The sequence below is a fragment of the Paenibacillus sp. ACRRY genome, assembly GCF_022346995.1.
Lineage (GTDB): Bacteria > Bacillota > Bacilli > Paenibacillales > Paenibacillaceae > Paenibacillus.
Genome location: NZ_JAKRNM010000003.1, coordinates 267957 through 283154, shown reverse-complemented (window position 1 = coordinate 283154; position 15198 = coordinate 267957). Strand labels below are relative to the sequence as shown.

Here is a 15198-nt window from a genome sequence, read left to right as displayed (position 1 = left end):
CCTATCAAATCTTCTGGGAGGAACAATCAACGTGGCTGATCAAGCAAAGTCAGAGAGCTTTATGTCTCTCGTCAAAAAGGGGAACACGTCCTCGGCTGTAGCTATGGCAGGTAATGCCGTACTTGCATTGTGCAAAGGAGGAGCCTTTCTATTTAGTGGCAGTGGGGCCATGTTTGCCTCAGCCATGCACTCGCTCGCCGATGCCATCAATCAGGGGTTCGTCTTTGTCGGAAGTGTGTTATCCGAGAAAAAACCGACACGCCGCTTCCCGACAGGTTTTGGACGGGTCATCAACATCTTCTGTATGATTGCCGTTATCGTGGTTACGATTATGGCCTACGAAACCATTCATGAGGGGATTCACCTCCTGCAGCACCCTGCGGGTCATTCAGGCGGGCTCTGGATCAACATTGGCGTGCTCATCTTGAACATTGTGATTGACGGTGCCATTCTGATTAAAGCCATGAAGGAAATTCTCGTGGAAGCACGTGCGCCCAAGGCGTCCGGTTTCTCCCTTGTTCCTGCAGCGATCAAAAACGTGGGTCGCGCTGCACCGCCGACACGGCTCGTGTTCTACGAAGATGTGGTGGCTGTACTCGGAGCTACGCTCGCTCTGGTCTCTGTCGTTGTTATTGCATTGACCAATTTCGCATTGCTTGATGGCATTGTGACTACCCTGATCGGCTGTCTGATGATTGCCGTAGCCTTCCGCGTCGGATATGACAATATGATTGGACTTATTGGTGTAGCTGCACCACAGGATATCGAGGACAAAGTGTCCCAGACGATCCTGGCAGACTCCCACGTGGCCGATATCCAGATGATGCGTATTATCCAGGAAGGCCGTTATTATCATGTTGAAGGCCTGATTGAGCTGACCAAAGGCCTGTCCCTGGCCGATGCCGATGATATCAAGTTCCGTATTCAGGAGAAATTGATGACGAATCCGGATATTGCCGATGCAGCCATTTCCATTATCGAAGATGATGGGGTAAACAGCTGGGGCAAAAAACATTCGGATGTCGTAAAATAACGTATTGTTATTGAATATCAAAACCGAGCAAGCCCACTCTTCGGAGTGGGCTTGCTGCATGTTCAACGAACAATCTTCCACCATTGCCATTGGATTCAGGACTTCAATTGGAATATTAGAATTAGTGCCTATCACCGGGTAGGTACCCGATCATCTCTTTCCCTGTTTGGCCCCCATTTCCTCGATTTTCCCCAGCCATTTCAGCCGGAATGCTTCGGAAGATCCCTTGACCGGGCTAATCTCCGTAACGCGTACCGGAGATACACCGGAGAATTTCAATATATTTGAAATCATGACCCGGTGCCCGGCTTGCCTGTAGATCAAACGGTAATACCAGCGTGGTGTATCCATTGTCACGATGAGCTGTGCGGACTTTCCCTTTAATAATTTGTCCCACAGGGGTGATCCTTCCCGATATCTCATGGCAAACCCCGGCAGGAATACCCGGTCGAAAAACCCTTTCAGAACAGCCGGCATCGCCCCCCACCACAACGGATACACAAACACCAAATGATCTGCTTTGCGTATCCATTTCTGGGCTTTTACCAGATCCTCCTCAAGTTCCGTCCGCTTACGATAACCGTATTTAAGGTTAGGATTAAACTCCATTTGACTCAAATCAAGCAAATTCACGTCACTGCCGGATTTCCGGGCTCCTTGGATATAAGCATCCGATAATGCCCTACAATAGCTCTCCGGATCAGGATGACCGTTAATCACCAGAATATTCGATTTCATACTTGGGTTCCTCCTGTATAATAAATGAAAGCCGAAGAAGCAGGCGTATCCCTAGCATAAGGTGACTTTATATCTAAACAAATGATCGAGGGCGCCGAAAATGTTGCTAATTCGCGCAAATGGAGGTACATGAACAACCACAATATCGGAGTATCCATTTCCTTGCTGTATCCAATCATGAAAACTCTTGTTCACAAAGGGTTTGAACCCGAAGCATTTTTCAAATATGCCGATTTCGATTCGGCCATCCTGGAACAAGCCGAAGCCCGAATTCCGGTCGAAGAACTGGAACGAATACTGCAGCAAGCTTCTGCATATTCAAACGATTTGTATTTTGGCCTCAATCAGGGTCAGCTGCTCGACTTCGCAGATCTGGGCCTTCCCGGTTACGTGATGATGCATTCCCGGACCATAGGTGATGCCCTCGCCGCATATCAGCGGTATAACATTATTCTCTACAGCGGATTCAATCTGGATTGGGAGATTCAGGGGCAGGATGTGGTCCTTCGTCTGTTTTTGCAATCGCCGCAGCAGATGTCCCGCCATTGCGTGGAAGATATGGCCGTATCCGTTCTGTATCTAATCCGCAAACTAGCGAATCGTCCGGTTGGGGTAAAAGAAGTTCGTTTTAGCCATGAGGCTCCAGATCATACGGGCCACCTTCGCCCATACATTGACATGTTCGGCGTAGCTCCCCAATTCGGTGATCCCCATAACCTGCTGCGTCTGCACAAAGACATTCTCCGTCAGCCTGTGCTCTATTCGGATGCCAAAATGCTGCAGGTGTTTGAAACGATGGCCGAGAAAAGCAAGGATCTGCTGCAGCCTTCTCATACGTTCTCCGGCAAAGTCAGCCGCTGGCTGATCGACAGCCTTCCTGCCTCCTTTCCCACATTACAACACACCGCAGAACATCTCGGCGTGAGCATTCGCACACTCCAAAGCAGGTTGCGTGAAGAAGGTACGACGTACCATGAAATCTCCGTTCAGGTACGGAAGGAGCTTGCCCTGAATTATTTGCGGGAAGGACAGTATTCTGTCGGTGAAATTGCCTATGCCCTTCATTTTTCCGAGCAAAGTGCGTTTCAGAATGCTTTCAAAAAGTGGACTGGACAGACGCCGGGACAATACCGGGCGGGTCTGACCTGAATCTCCACTAGGCTGTCTGTTCAGGAAGTACACAGGTTAAGGCCTGATGATGAAAGTCACCATGTGGTCCTTACCTAGACTTAAGTCTAGGTTCTTTTTAACGCCAAAGACCGAGGATGGATAATTCCAGTTCATGGTATGCTGTGTGTAACGAGAAAAAAGACTTCATGTCTGTTCGGAATGACTCTAATGAAACGATGAAAAGGAGAGATATCATGGCTAAACGTACGATCCTGGCGCCTGTGCTCATTTTGCTGGGCGTCTACCTGATTCTGAACCAGGGAGGTTCGCTCGGTCCGGGTACGATCTTCGCCAACTTCTGGCCTACACTGTTCGTCATTCCGCTCGGCCTGTTCTTCCACTGGCTGTACTTCTCCATGATTGGCAGAGGGGTTGGCTTGCTTGTACCGGGTGGTATTTTGCTGACTGCGGGCGTAGTTAGCCAGATCGCCATGCTCTTCGGCAACTGGAGCACGATGTGGCCTGGCTTTATCCTCGCGGTTGCTGTAGGTTTGTTTGAATTGTACTGGTTTGGCGGACGAAACAAGTGGCTGCTCATCCCCATCAACATCCTGACGGTGATCTCGCTGCTCTTCTTCACGGTGATGTCCATCGGTTCGATGCTGAGCAGCATGTCCTTCATTCAGCCATTCGTGGCGATTGTGCTGATTATGGGCGGGGCTTGGTTAATCGTGGGCCGCAAAAGAAACATGTAGGGATATAATTTGATTACACTAGGCCACTCCGATGACAGAACAACTTCCGATCGCTGTTATTCCCGGATTTCCTTGATTCCCCCTTCGACAGGGAGAAATCCGGGAATAAAGGCGAGCGCTTCGCTTCTACAGTTTGTTCTGTCCTCTCCGTTCCGTGTAATCCGAAAGTTCATCTTATATACCAATAGCAAGTACATTTTGCTCTAAAGGTAAGGGTAAGAGAAAACCCCGATCATCCTGGAATGGATGATCGGGGTTTTGACTTTATAAAGCACATTCAAGTATGCAGCTCCTGCTGCATCTGTTATGCCGATCAGTGTTATTTGCTGTGCATTTTAAACTCAAGGAACAGGTCGTTATAATGCGAAAGCATCTTTTTACCCAAATTATCGTACACTTCCAGCTTGCTCGTCAGTGAATCATCCGGATAGAAACGCTCATCACTGGAGATATCCTCTGGCAGCAGCTTGAGTGCCTCGGCGTTTGGTGTGGAATATCCAACATATTCGGCATTACGTGCAGCATGATCAGGGTCCAGCATAAAGTTGATAAACTGGTGTGCTCCTTCAATGTTGCTTGCTGTCTTCGGAATGACCATATTATCGAACCAGAGGTTCGATCCTTCCTCAGGCACCACATAATCGAGCTTGTCGTTCTCATCCATAATCTCCGAAGCGTCTCCGGACCAGACGAGTCCCACCGCCGCTTCCTCGTTGGCCAGCAGCATTTTGATCTCGTCACCGACGATGGCTCTGACGTTAGGCGTCAGGGTAGACAGTTTCGCCAAAGCTTCCTGCAGATGGTCTTCATTGGTGTCATTCAGGGAATAGTGCAGGCTGTTCAGCCCCATCCCCATGACTTCTCGGGCACCATCCAGCAGCAGGATCTGATTTTTCAGACGCGGGTCCCACAGGTCATCCCAGCTCTCGAACGTCAATCCGTCCACCAGCTCAGGATTGTAGACAATCCCCACCGTTCCCCAGAAGTACGGAATGGAGTACTGGTTGCCTTCGTCAAAGGACAAGTTCAGAAAATCAGGATCAATATTGTGCAAATTAGTTAATTTGCTGTGATCGAGTGGAACGAGCAGGTTCTCTTCTTTCATTTTGCTAATCGCATATTCGGAAGGAATCGCTACGTCAAAGGTCGTTCCTCCCTGCTCAATCTTGGTGAGCATCGCTTCATTGGAGTCAAACGTCTGGTAGATGACCTTGATGCCTGTCTCCTCTTCAAACTCCGCCAGCAGATCCGGGTCGATATAATCGCCCCAGTTGTAGATGGTCAGCGTATTACCGCCCGAGTATCCCTGACTCTTGTTGAGATAGGAGGCCAGGATCATCAGGGCAAAGGCTGCCACAAATACAATCGCAAATGTCCGTACCAGTTGCTTCATGGACGCAGCCCCCTTCCGGCAGGTGTCCGAGCAGCGCGGCGGTTAATGAAGTAGTAGCCAATAACCAGCAGTACCGTTAGCAGGAAGAGCAGTGTCGACAGTGCGTTTATGGACAATGACACACCCTGTCTCGCCCGGGAATAGATCTCTACGGATAGCGTCGAGTACCCGTTCCCCGTTACAAAGAATGTTACCGCGAAGTCATCCAGGGAGTACGTCAGTGCCATGAAGAATCCGGCAAAAATACCTGGTTTAACGTATGGCAGCACCACACGTGTAAGGATCTGCCATGAGCCTGCTCCCAGATCGCGTGCCGCATCCATCAGCGTTGGGCTCATCTCCTGCAATTTTGGCAGTACCATGATGACGACAATCGGCACGCTGAACGCGATATGGGACAGCAGGACCGATGTGAAACCCAGCTTGATCCCGATCATGGTGAACAAAATCAGGAAGGATGCACCGATGATGACATCCGGGCTTACGATCAGGACGTTATTGAGAGATAGCAGCGTATTCTTGGTCCGTTTACGCCGCACATGATAGATCGCCAGAGCTCCTGCCACGCCAAGGATTGTCGAGATGGCCGATGACAGCAGCGCGATAATAAATGTATTCAGTACAATGATCAGCAGCCGGGTATCGGCAAATACTTCCCTGTACCATTCCAGTGTGAATCCTTCAAAATTACGCATGTGACCGCCGCTGTTGAAGGAATAGAAGATCAGGTACGCAATTGGTGCGTACAGGATTGCAAACACGACAGCCAGATAGACGTTAGACAGCTTTCCGTTTCTTCCCATTACGCACCTCCTTCTTCCCTGATCCGGTCAGAAACATAATGATCGCCATCGCAATAATCAAAAAGACGGCAATCGTCGACCCCATTCCCCAGTCCTGGGTGACGAGGAAATGCTGTTCAATGGCTGTTCCCAGCGTAATAACCCGGTTACCCGCAATAAGGCGGGTGATCATGAACAGGGACAACGCAGGGATAAATACAGCCTGACATCCCGATTTGACTCCAGTGAGCGTCAGCGGGAAGATGACCCGGCGAAACGTCAGCCAGGATGAAGCCCCTAGATCCCGTGCCGCATAGATCAGCGAAGGATTCATCTCTTCCAGCGCGTTGAAGATCGGCAAAATCATAAACGGAATGAAGATGTACACCGATACGAAGATAAAGCTGAAGTCGGTGAACAAGATCTGCTGTGAACCAATACCGATTACTTCAAGCAAGGAATTGGTCAGGCCATATGTCCCGAACAGGCCGATGAAGGCATACGCTTTTAACAACAGATTGATCCAGCTTGGCAAAATAATAAGCAGCAGCCACAGCTGCTTGTGCTTCGTCCGGGTCAGCAGATATGCCGTCGGATACGAAACTAACAGGGCAAACACTGTAATCAGCAGCGCATACCAGAATGAACTCAGTGTCATCTGCATATATACGGGCGTGAAGAAGCGGGCATAGTTGCCAAATGTGAAATTGCCCTCTACATCAAAGAACGAATAATAGACAACCAGCAGTACCGGAGCGACAACGAACAGCACCATCCATAATACATATGGAATCAGATACGCATTGCGTGTACTCGCCTTACTCTGCATGGACGGCCTCTTGATAGGCTTCAAGTCGTTTGTCGAATTCTTCTTCGGTCTCATTGAAGCGCATGACGTGAATGGCTTCCGGATCAAAATACAGCCCGATACGTTCGCCCACGACGGCTTTCTTCGTGGAATGTACCAACCATTCATTGCCTGCATCGTCATAACTGGAGATCTCATAATGCACCCCGCGGAACAGCTGGGAGTCGACATTGACCTTCAGCTTGCCCTGATCCTCGGTCGTAATCTCCAGATCTTCCGGACGGATCACGATCTCAACTGGCTCGTTCGGCTGCAATCCCTGGTCGACACATTCATACTGTGCCCCAGCGAATTCTACCACGAAGTCCTGTTTCATCTTCCCGGATACGATGTTCGATTCACCGATAAAGTCGGCCACAAAACGGTTAATCGGTTCATCATAGATGTCATTCGGCGTACCACTCTGCTGAATTACGCCGCCGTTCAGAACGAAAATCTCATCTGACATGGCCAGCGCTTCCTCCTGATCATGCGTAACGAAAATAAACGTAATGCCCAGACGCTGCTGCAGCTCACGCAGCTCGTACTGCATTTCAGTCCGGAGCTTCAGATCGAGTGCAGACAATGGTTCGTCCAGCAGCAGGATCTCCGGTTCATTGACAATCGCACGTGCAATAGCGACCCGCTGACGTTGTCCACCGGACATCTCGCCAATCTCGCGATTTTCATACCCGGACAGGTTGACGAATTTGAGGGCTTCCAACACTTTGCTGCGTATTTCAGCCGTTTTCATCTTTTTGATCCGCAAACCGAACGCCACGTTCTCAAATACATTCAAATGCGGAAATAACGCATAATCCTGAAATACGGTATTCACCTGGCGCTGATGGGCAGGTACACGGTTGATCAATGCTCCGTTAAAATAAATACTGCCCTGTGTCGGCTCCGCAAAGCCGGCGATCAGCCGCAATATCGTTGTTTTGCCGCAGCCCGAAGGGCCAAGCAGCGTATAAAATTTACCCCGCTCAATCTCGAAGCTGACTTCCTTCAATACGGCTTCATCCTGATCGTATTGCTGGGTCACCCGGTCGAACCGGATAATTGGTTGTTGATCTGACATGTTTCATCTCGCCCCCTTAAACTTGAGGTACAACTTACCCTGTACACTTTCTATAAACACAACGTTATTACAAATCCCATCTATTATATATGATTCAGCTATATCCGCAATGGTTTTGATGTAAACGCAGTATGTCTTTTCTTCTTATTTTCACAAATCCTGCATACATTACGTTTATATGTCGATATCTACGCATCCTAAGGCGATTGGAGGGTTCTTGAGCTTACCTGAGTCCGTAGGAAAGGAGTCTTCGAACGTGGACATTCGCCGCAACCTGCCTTTGCTGATGATCATTTGTTTTCTTAGTCAGATGGGCGGTTTCATGATTCTCCCCCTGTTTCCTTTGTTTATTGAGGAATTCGGCCTGTCCGGCTGGATGATGGGGGTTATTTTTGCACTCTTTTATGTTGGAAAAGTCATTGGAGGGGTTCCTGCTGCGGCACTCTACCGCAAACTTGGAGGTCAACGGGCGCTGATCGTCATGCTGTTCATTCTCGCGGTCTGTATGGGCGGCTTCGCTATCTCTTCTGCTGCGCTTCTGTTTGGTCTGCTGCGGCTGCTGCAGGGACTCGCTTCCACCGGACTTACAGTCATTGTGCGATCCATCATCGGGGATGGGGGCAATGCTGACAACCGTGGTCTATACAATGGATATATCAGCAGCAGTGAAGGCGGAGGCATGGTACTTGGACCGGTGATTAGCGGCTGGCTTGCCCTGCACTGGCCGCTATCGGTTCCATTTCTGCTCGTTACGCTATGCTGCCTGATCGCCATGGGAACTGCTATGGGGATGAAGACCAGGCCAAAATCTGAACAGATGATTAAACAGGATGAGCCAGAGCAGATGCCAGGTCTGGACTCAGGGGCAGACTCAGTCATCCCATTAAATAATGCCCATGAGAATAAACTCCTTCCTTCAGCTGCTAAGGATACCGCCATATACGATATTGCTGTGGACGATATGGTTACTGCTTCTCCAACATCCAGCACTCCCGACCCTGCCCATGCAGACTCTCGGACAGGGTTAATCCAGCGGCAGCAGTTGATTGGTTACGGTACGGTTCACTTTCTTGAGATGAGTGCCTATGCGGTATTTCTGACATACTTCGCCCTCTATGCGGCCCATATCATGCACTGGGACCCGTTTGCAACCAGTTTGGCTTTTACCGTGGCTGGAATATCCACGCTGGCTGCTGCACCCGTAGCCGGTTATCTATCCGACCGCATGGGTGATCGACTGCTGCTTTGTATGCTCGGCATGTTGATGATCGGCATTGAAGTGGTTGTTTTTCTAAGCACCTCTTCTTATGCGTGGGTTTATGTTGGCATGCTGATTGGTGGGGTTGGCGGTGCCTGTTACATGGATTCCTTTTTCGCCCATATCGGCGACCACATCCCAGATGCAGGTAGAAGTGCGGTCATTGGCAAAATTGTCTCTGCAGCTGAGATCGGCTCCATCATTTCTCCTCTGATTGCTGCGCTGCTTGTAGAGTACGTTTCGCTATACGCCGTGTTTGTCTTCAATCTGGTGCTGATCGCTGCTGCCATTACCGTTCAGGCGGTGATGCGGAGCAGGTACAGAGCGAAACAAGGGTAACGTACAAAACCGCTCACATGAGTGGGCGGTCTTATCCTTTTATTTTCTTCCTATTAAAGAGGCGATATGTTGTGCATTTTCTTGAATTTTTCTTTTTAAGTATGGGTCTGTCTTGTCGGGTAATTCTGTCGGGTTGCAAAACTTCGCTTCCAGAACTTCTACGCCATCTGGCTTAGGCTCACCTTCAAATTCCATACAAACGTATCCAATGACCACATTATGATATTCATGCCCGTTTCTTAACTTCGTATATAATTCTTTACCGGAAAAGACGCCGAACAGCTCCAGATTCTTTATTTTTATCCCAATCTCTTCTTGAACCTCTCTCATCGCTGCCTCTTCCACCGACTCTCCCAACTCCATGAATCCACCAGGCACTCCCCAGCTATCATCATTATGCCGAACGAATAGAATCTCACCAGCCTTATTCAAGATAAGAATACTCGGTCTCACCAAAATTACAGGAGCATTGCCAACCAAGCCCCTCAATGTCTCAATGTAACCCATGGATTATCCCCTCCTATGCGGATTCATGACTCATTATAGAAGAGTTTTATCTATCCATATAGAGAAAGATTCCCCTTAACCTTTTCCTATTTTGCAGACCTTAAGCTGATGGAAAAAGAAAAAAACCGCTCGCACATCTAGTGTGCAAACGGGCATCTCATGGATGAATCTCCAGCCTGTGGCCGATGGTGATTGACATCTGTATTCTGTTGTTCCACATTCTCTGGTCCAGCACCAGATGATTCTCCATCTAATGTATACGCTGATTCCTGACAGAAAAAGTTCGGCTTCACGATTTCATTGCGATAGGAGCTGTGGAAAATGTGGGTCGTTGCCGGTGAAACGGGTGGGATCAGCCAGACCCAATCTCCAGTCAGCTCACGTCCCGCTACTTCCTCCCTTTGCTCAAACAAAGCAAATTGCGATGCCGCCGTATGGTGGTCTACTATGCTGACCCCTGCCTTCTTGAAGGAATGCAGTACGGCTACATTCAACTCAACGAGTGCACGGTCCTTCCATAGTGTCGTTTCGGTGGATGTGTTCAGTCCGAGTGCTGCCGCCACTGCAGGCAATTTATTGTAGCGGAATGTGTCCGCCAGATTACGTGCACCGATTTCCGTCTCCATATACCAGCCGTTAAACGGCGCAGCCGGGTAAGAGATGCCTCCGATCTCAAGCCGCATGTCCGCAATCATCGGTACACCGTACCAACGCATGCCGAGTTCGGCAATTTCAGATCGCTCGGGATGTTCAATGTCCACTTCTACAATTTCCTCATGGGGTACAACATACCACTCGGGAGCCTGCCCTTGCGCCTGAATAATGAGCGGTAATACATCGTAATCTCCCCCTGCCCCTTGCCAGCCAAGTGACATCGCAGCCTTGGTCAGTTCCACGGATGCAGGGTCCCCAATGATACCTTGTTCCGTCTCGTATCCGGCATAACGGATGAGCTGGTGGTTCCAGATCCGTACAGGGGCTCCACTTGGCCCATTCGGCGGAAGAATCGTAATCATCGGGATAACTTTACCGCCATTGGATGCCACGCGAATATGATTCATCACGGCCTCCGCAGCAGTTCCGACTGTGTCTGCATGACGCGCATCCACGATCCGCAGCTTGTCCCAGAACAATCGTCCGATACAGCGGTTGCTGTTCCGCCACGCCATTTTGCAGCCATGCTCCAACTCTTCGGTCGTATGCACATAAGTGCCCGTATCTACAATCTCCTGATGAACAGCAATAAGCCGGGCCTCCGCATCTTCTCGCGAATGGCCCAGCTCTTCATAACATGTATATATAAACCGTTCAGCTTCTCCCTGCAATTGATCCAGGTCTGTCCGCATCATTCATTCCACCAATCTGTGTCTCTCGAATGCCATTATTATACGGCAAGCACACCGGATTTGTAAGCGAACGGGGACTTTGTTCACGGACTCTACATATCGTTTGTCAGGATGCGGGATATCTTAGCTTATTTGCCCAAAAATGCGTTTAACATCCAGATTTCTTTATCTAATGCCGCTGTGAATCCAATCAGCATATCTTCCGTTGCGTTATCCTCTGCTTCTCCTGCTGCATGGATGCCTTGCCCAATCACTTTTACCATGGTGCGCAGATCGGCAACCACAGACTCTACCATACGCTCAGCAGACAACTGTCCCTGTGCCTCATCAACTGGAGACAAACGAAGCTGTTCGGACATCGTAGCTACCGGACGTCCACCAATAGCAAGCAAGCGTTCTGCGACTTCATCCATGTTCGCAGTAGCCAGGTTATACAGTTCTTCGAATTTGGCATGCAGTGTGAAGAAATGTGGACCTTGAACATACCAGTGGAAATGGTGCAATTTCGTATACAATACAGACCAGCCTGCAATCTGGCGGTTCAGGACGTCTTGCAATGCTGCGTTGTGGTTTGTAAAAGTGTTAGTTGTTTGAATTGTGCTCATGGATAGGTTCCCCTCTCATATACAATATAGTTTGATTTTAAATTAGGAATTCTGATTATTGTGCTATATTTAATTTAGACTTAATCTAAATCTTGTTTTAATTATAACACCACCCTTCTGCTTTGTGAAGGCCTCAGCCTACTCCACTAAATGAAGATTCCATGAAGTTCCACTTCATCTTCCAATAGATACGGGATCATGCCGCTTGTCAGAATACAGACAGCATTTATACCTCAAATTCACTCGATGTGCAGCGATCATCCTCACATTTTCCACACCCCAAAAAGCCCTATTACCTACCTAAGTTAGGTAACAGGGCTGCATGAACACATATATCACTCTTTATTGTAGAACAAACTCGGATGTAAGAATGCGAGTTATTTCATTATAATCACGCGCCACATGATGGGGCTGATGGTTCGATTCCGGCAGAGCATCCCGGTGGTTAAACCAGATGACATTCCATCCGGCATTTACCGCACCCACTACATCATTACGCCATGAGTCCCCGATATAGTAACTGGAGCGAGCATCCGTGCCTGTCTGTTTGCTCACATGTTCGAACAATTGCCGATCCGGCTTGGCATACCCAATGGTTCCTGAGATGAAGATTCTCTCCTCGGGAACCAGGTCAAACACATTCAGTGCTTCAAGCTTGCGTCTCTGATGTCTCCCCTCACCATTCGTGATGAGTCCTACAAAGTGTCCGTCTGCCATAAGACTCCTGATCAGATCATAAGCACCTTCAAATGGCTGAATCTGAAACTGTCTGCTCAGATACTGCGCTTGCAGTGCCTCACCCTGTCCCTCGGTTAAAGCTACGCCGAACTCCTTCATCGTCAGTTCAAATCTGCGTCTGCGCATCCGTTCCACGGCCTCTGCTTCCGGAACTGCAGAGAGGCCCTCCTGATCGGACAACCAGTCGCTGTAGTAGCGGAATTGGTGATAAATCTCGGCATATGGAACCTCATCGGCTAGACCAAGAACCTCTTGCAGTGCTCCTCTAAGCGGCTGCAAGTGGTCATACAGTGTATCATCTACATCGAAAAATATGGCTTTTTGGGCTTGGTTCTTGGGTAACATAATTGCCCCCTTTCTCTATCTTCAATGAAGTAAGTTATATTCCACTCATAAAATTAATAAGATATTAGAATATTATGGAAACAAAATTTAATAAATGATACAATAACTTTTTAACAAATCTGCAAGGAGGCAGCAAAACTGCATGACATTCTCCACATACCCGAAAGAAAAGAAACAACATAATATTTATAGCTTAGTCCTAAATCTCATTTTTTTCGTGGTAGCTGCATTGATACTAGTCTACGCCTATTATACTTACGATGCCAAACCCTCTTCTAGCTATCTGTTAGTCTTAATCCCGATGACGGGGTGTGCAATAAGGTCAGTGTACCACGCAGTAATGCTCATAAAAATGAAGAAGCATAAAAATGAACATTGAAGGCGGAAAAGAAAGATCAATGTTATTCCGCCTTAACCCAACTGCAAAAAAGGTAGCTATACTGCACTCTTTCCTACAGTATACCTACCTATTTATGTTCTTCAATTGAATGAACTATCCATTTATTCTACAACCAACGGTACAACCTTGCCTGCATTCACATCAATCAAACCGTGATCTGTAATTTTCAGCGCAGGGCTCACAGCAAGTGAATGGGTGCTGATCGACATGATCGGGTTATAGTGCACATAGCCCAAAGAAAGCATGGCTGCCCGCAATTCCTTCACTTGATGAGACACAACTGCGAGCGGTTCTTCTGTCAAAATGCCTCCTACAGGCAGTTCCAGATGAGACAGCACTTTGCCATCCTCTACCACACAGAAGCCACCCTGGCTCGAAATAACCGTGTTAGCCGCCAGCATCATATCTTCACGGTTGCGACCAACAACCAGAAGGTTGTGGTTATCATGTGAATATGTCGTCGCGATGGCTCCCCGTTTAATCGTATCTCCACCGATCAAACCATGTGCCCGATTGCCGTTCACACCATAACGTTCGAAGGTAGCAATCTGTCCGTACCCACTATCTTCCCACTGAAGTTCACCATTCACTGCCTGAACCTCTGCGATATGTTCTTCCACAAAGGTCGAGCCATCCTTCACCATCATCACGCGGCAGTTGAATGAAGCTTTATTTGCATCATCAGCAGTACCTATTACTTTGGGATCGCTCAATGAAATCGTGAAGTCCTCTGCTGTCAGCTTGTCCAATTGTACACTGTTATAGAAATGGGGCGGGAACTGTCCCGTCATCCGTTCCTGCTTATACGGTTCGTAGTCGTCATAAGCTTTCCGGCCATTTTTGTACACTTGATCAATTGCCAATGTCTCCAGATTCGATACGAGAACGTAATCCGCCACCTTGCCTGGGGCGATGCTGCCCCGATCCGTCATTTTCATTCGGGATGCCGGTGTAGACGTTGCTGCGTAAATGGCATCTTCCGGACGCATACCCATGTGAATGGCCTTACGCACAATATGATCCAGATGACCTCGTTCCACGAGAGAGTCCGGCATAACGTCATCCGTCACGAAGCAGAAATGCTGAGCCACATCATGCTGGATCAGATATTCCATAACCTCAGGGGTCATCGATTTCTCCTGAATCTCAATGAACATGCCTGCTGAAATCCGCGCCTGCAGTCCTTCAATGCTCTGATGGGTATGATCCGAGTCCACACCTGCATAGATCAGTCGGTGCAGATCCAGCCCTAGCAACTTCGGTGTATGACCTTCGATCACGAGATCCGGGTAATTTTTGCGAATATGCTGAAGAATCTGATTGGTCTTGCATTCCGGATCACGAATGACATCCACGTAGTTCATGATTTCACCCAGACAGATGATCTCTCCGGTTGCGAGAAGCACATCCATATCTTCGATCTCAATAGAACCGCCCGTTGTTTCCATCGGCGTTGCCGGAACGGAGCTCGGGATGGCATAGAACATGTTGACCATCGTCTCACGACTCGCAGCCATCATCTCCTGCACACCTTCCAGTCCGAACACATTGGCCATCTCATGCGGTTCCGCTACAATGGACGTTACTCCGCAGCGAATCAGGCCATGGGAAAAGGTAGCCGGTGTCACCATGGTACTCTCAATGTGCAGGTGAATATCGATCAGGCCAGGAATCATGTATCTTCCCCGCGCATCGATCACTTCGTCTGCCTGAATCAGCTCAGGGCCGCCGGGTCCGACATACATGAATCTGCCGTCAAGTACAGCGACGTTGTTCAATTCAAACCGTTTATAATAACTGTTATACACATTTACATTCACAATCAGTTGATCTGCACGCATGGGGCATAATCTCCTTCTTTTGAGCATGCTGCATAGTCAATCATGCAGCATGCTGCCTTTGCTGCTTCTTAATGCTATTC

14 protein-coding genes are annotated in these 15198 nt (G+C 48.6%); 4 read left to right on the top strand and 10 right to left on the bottom strand.

Annotated features, from left to right (window positions below; all coding sequences use genetic code 11):
* The first annotated feature begins 61 nt into the window (after positions 1 to 61).
* On the top strand, positions 62 to 1033 hold the full coding sequence (locus tag MH144_RS14840; protein ID WP_095360325.1) for a cation diffusion facilitator family transporter: 972 nt from the start codon (positions 62 to 64) through the stop codon (positions 1031 to 1033).
* 150 nt (positions 1034 to 1183) lie between these two features.
* Here the strand turns inward: MH144_RS14840 and MH144_RS14835 are convergent, their stop codons facing one another.
* Positions 1184 to 1771, bottom strand: coding sequence for an NAD(P)H-dependent oxidoreductase (locus MH144_RS14835; protein ID WP_239301541.1), 588 nt, complete (start codon positions 1769 to 1771; stop codon positions 1184 to 1186).
* 129 nt (positions 1772 to 1900) lie between these two features.
* Between MH144_RS14835 and MH144_RS14830 the strand changes: the two genes are divergently transcribed.
* Both MH144_RS14830 and MH144_RS14825 read left to right on the top strand, forming a co-directional pair.
* Positions 1901 to 2920 (top strand): AraC family transcriptional regulator, encoded by a 1020-nt coding sequence (locus MH144_RS14830; protein WP_239301530.1) that lies wholly within the window; start codon positions 1901 to 1903, stop codon positions 2918 to 2920.
* A 215-nt stretch (positions 2921 to 3135) separates the two neighbouring features.
* Positions 3136 to 3636 carry a hypothetical protein gene (locus tag MH144_RS14825; RefSeq protein ID WP_127537354.1) on the top strand — a complete coding sequence of 167 codons (501 nt, stop codon included), beginning with the start codon at positions 3136 to 3138 and terminating at the stop codon, positions 3634 to 3636.
* A 319-nt stretch (positions 3637 to 3955) separates the two neighbouring features.
* On the opposite strand, the gene MH144_RS14820 is transcribed toward MH144_RS14825, so the two are convergent.
* From MH144_RS14820 to MH144_RS14805, 4 genes are read right to left on the bottom strand one after another with little or no spacing between them, the layout of a single operon-like run.
* Positions 3956 to 5029, bottom strand: coding sequence for an ABC transporter substrate-binding protein (locus MH144_RS14820; protein ID WP_239301528.1), 1074 nt, complete (start codon positions 5027 to 5029; stop codon positions 3956 to 3958).
* Positions 5026 to 5832: an ABC transporter permease gene (locus MH144_RS14815; RefSeq protein WP_095360086.1), complete on the bottom strand. Its 807-nt coding sequence runs from the start codon at positions 5830 to 5832 to the stop codon at positions 5026 to 5028. The genes MH144_RS14820 and MH144_RS14815 overlap by 4 nt, the downstream gene beginning before the upstream one ends.
* Positions 5807 to 6640, bottom strand: a complete 834-nt coding sequence (locus MH144_RS14810; RefSeq protein WP_095360087.1) for an ABC transporter permease — start codon at positions 6638 to 6640, stop codon at positions 5807 to 5809. Before MH144_RS14810 ends, MH144_RS14815 begins: the two co-directional genes overlap by 26 nt.
* Positions 6630 to 7739: an ABC transporter ATP-binding protein gene (locus MH144_RS14805; RefSeq protein WP_127537357.1), complete on the bottom strand. Its 1110-nt coding sequence runs from the start codon at positions 7737 to 7739 to the stop codon at positions 6630 to 6632. Before MH144_RS14805 ends, MH144_RS14810 begins: the two co-directional genes overlap by 11 nt.
* 256 nt (positions 7740 to 7995) lie before the next feature.
* Here MH144_RS14805 and MH144_RS14800 point away from each other — a divergent pair, with 256 nt between their 5' ends.
* On the top strand, positions 7996 to 9336 hold the full coding sequence (locus tag MH144_RS14800) for an MFS transporter (RefSeq protein ID WP_239301526.1): 1341 nt from the start codon (positions 7996 to 7998) through the stop codon (positions 9334 to 9336).
* A gap of 39 nt (positions 9337 to 9375) precedes the next feature.
* On the opposite strand, the gene MH144_RS14795 is transcribed toward MH144_RS14800, so the two are convergent.
* The 5 genes from MH144_RS14795 to MH144_RS14775 all read right to left on the bottom strand — a co-directional run bounded on the left by MH144_RS14795 (position 9376) and on the right by MH144_RS14775 (position 15118).
* Positions 9376 to 9843 (bottom strand): NUDIX hydrolase, encoded by a 468-nt coding sequence (locus MH144_RS14795; RefSeq protein WP_239301524.1) that lies wholly within the window; start codon positions 9841 to 9843, stop codon positions 9376 to 9378.
* A gap of 137 nt (positions 9844 to 9980) precedes the next feature.
* Complete coding sequence (locus tag MH144_RS14790; RefSeq protein ID WP_239302248.1) at positions 9981 to 11189, bottom strand: nitric oxide synthase oxygenase; 1209 nt, start codon at positions 11187 to 11189, stop codon at positions 9981 to 9983.
* Between the two features lie 128 nt (positions 11190 to 11317).
* Positions 11318 to 11794 carry a Dps family protein gene (locus MH144_RS14785; protein ID WP_239301522.1) on the bottom strand — a complete coding sequence of 159 codons (477 nt, stop codon included), beginning with the start codon at positions 11792 to 11794 and terminating at the stop codon, positions 11318 to 11320.
* Positions 11795 to 12136: 342 nt separating this feature from the next.
* Positions 12137 to 12877, bottom strand: coding sequence for an HAD family hydrolase (locus MH144_RS14780; protein ID WP_239301520.1), 741 nt, complete (start codon positions 12875 to 12877; stop codon positions 12137 to 12139).
* A gap of 501 nt (positions 12878 to 13378) precedes the next feature.
* Positions 13379 to 15118 carry an adenine deaminase gene (locus MH144_RS14775; RefSeq protein ID WP_239301517.1) on the bottom strand — a complete coding sequence of 580 codons (1740 nt, stop codon included), beginning with the start codon at positions 15116 to 15118 and terminating at the stop codon, positions 13379 to 13381.
* Positions 15119 to 15198: the final 80 nt, after the last annotated feature.

What these genes read in the sequence shown, in the direction of transcription:
- MH144_RS14840 (WP_095360325.1), top strand. Translation starts at nt 62, where the DNA reads ATGTCTCTCGTCAAAAAGGGGAACACGTCCTCGGCTGTAGCTATGGCA.
- MH144_RS14835 (WP_239301541.1), bottom strand. Translation starts at nt 1,771, where the DNA reads ATGAAATCGAATATTCTGGTGATTAACGGTCATCCTGATCCGGAGAGC.
- MH144_RS14830 (WP_239301530.1), top strand. Translation starts at nt 1,901, where the DNA reads ATGAACAACCACAATATCGGAGTATCCATTTCCTTGCTGTATCCAATC.
- MH144_RS14825 (WP_127537354.1), top strand. Translation starts at nt 3,136, where the DNA reads ATGGCTAAACGTACGATCCTGGCGCCTGTGCTCATTTTGCTGGGCGTC.
- MH144_RS14820 (WP_239301528.1), bottom strand. Translation starts at nt 5,029, where the DNA reads ATGAAGCAACTGGTACGGACATTTGCGATTGTATTTGTGGCAGCCTTT.
- MH144_RS14815 (WP_095360086.1), bottom strand. Translation starts at nt 5,832, where the DNA reads ATGGGAAGAAACGGAAAGCTGTCTAACGTCTATCTGGCTGTCGTGTTT.
- MH144_RS14810 (WP_095360087.1), bottom strand. Translation starts at nt 6,640, where the DNA reads ATGCAGAGTAAGGCGAGTACACGCAATGCGTATCTGATTCCATATGTA.
- MH144_RS14805 (WP_127537357.1), bottom strand. Translation starts at nt 7,739, where the DNA reads ATGTCAGATCAACAACCAATTATCCGGTTCGACCGGGTGACCCAGCAA.
- MH144_RS14795 (WP_239301524.1), bottom strand. Translation starts at nt 9,843, where the DNA reads ATGGGTTACATTGAGACATTGAGGGGCTTGGTTGGCAATGCTCCTGTA.
- MH144_RS14790 (WP_239302248.1), bottom strand. Translation starts at nt 11,189, where the DNA reads ATGCGGACAGACCTGGATCAATTGCAGGGAGAAGCTGAACGGTTTATA.
- MH144_RS14785 (WP_239301522.1), bottom strand. Translation starts at nt 11,794, where the DNA reads ATGAGCACAATTCAAACAACTAACACTTTTACAAACCACAACGCAGCA.
- MH144_RS14780 (WP_239301520.1), bottom strand. Translation starts at nt 12,877, where the DNA reads ATGTTACCCAAGAACCAAGCCCAAAAAGCCATATTTTTCGATGTAGAT.
- MH144_RS14775 (WP_239301517.1), bottom strand. Translation starts at nt 15,118, where the DNA reads ATGCGTGCAGATCAACTGATTGTGAATGTAAATGTGTATAACAGTTAT.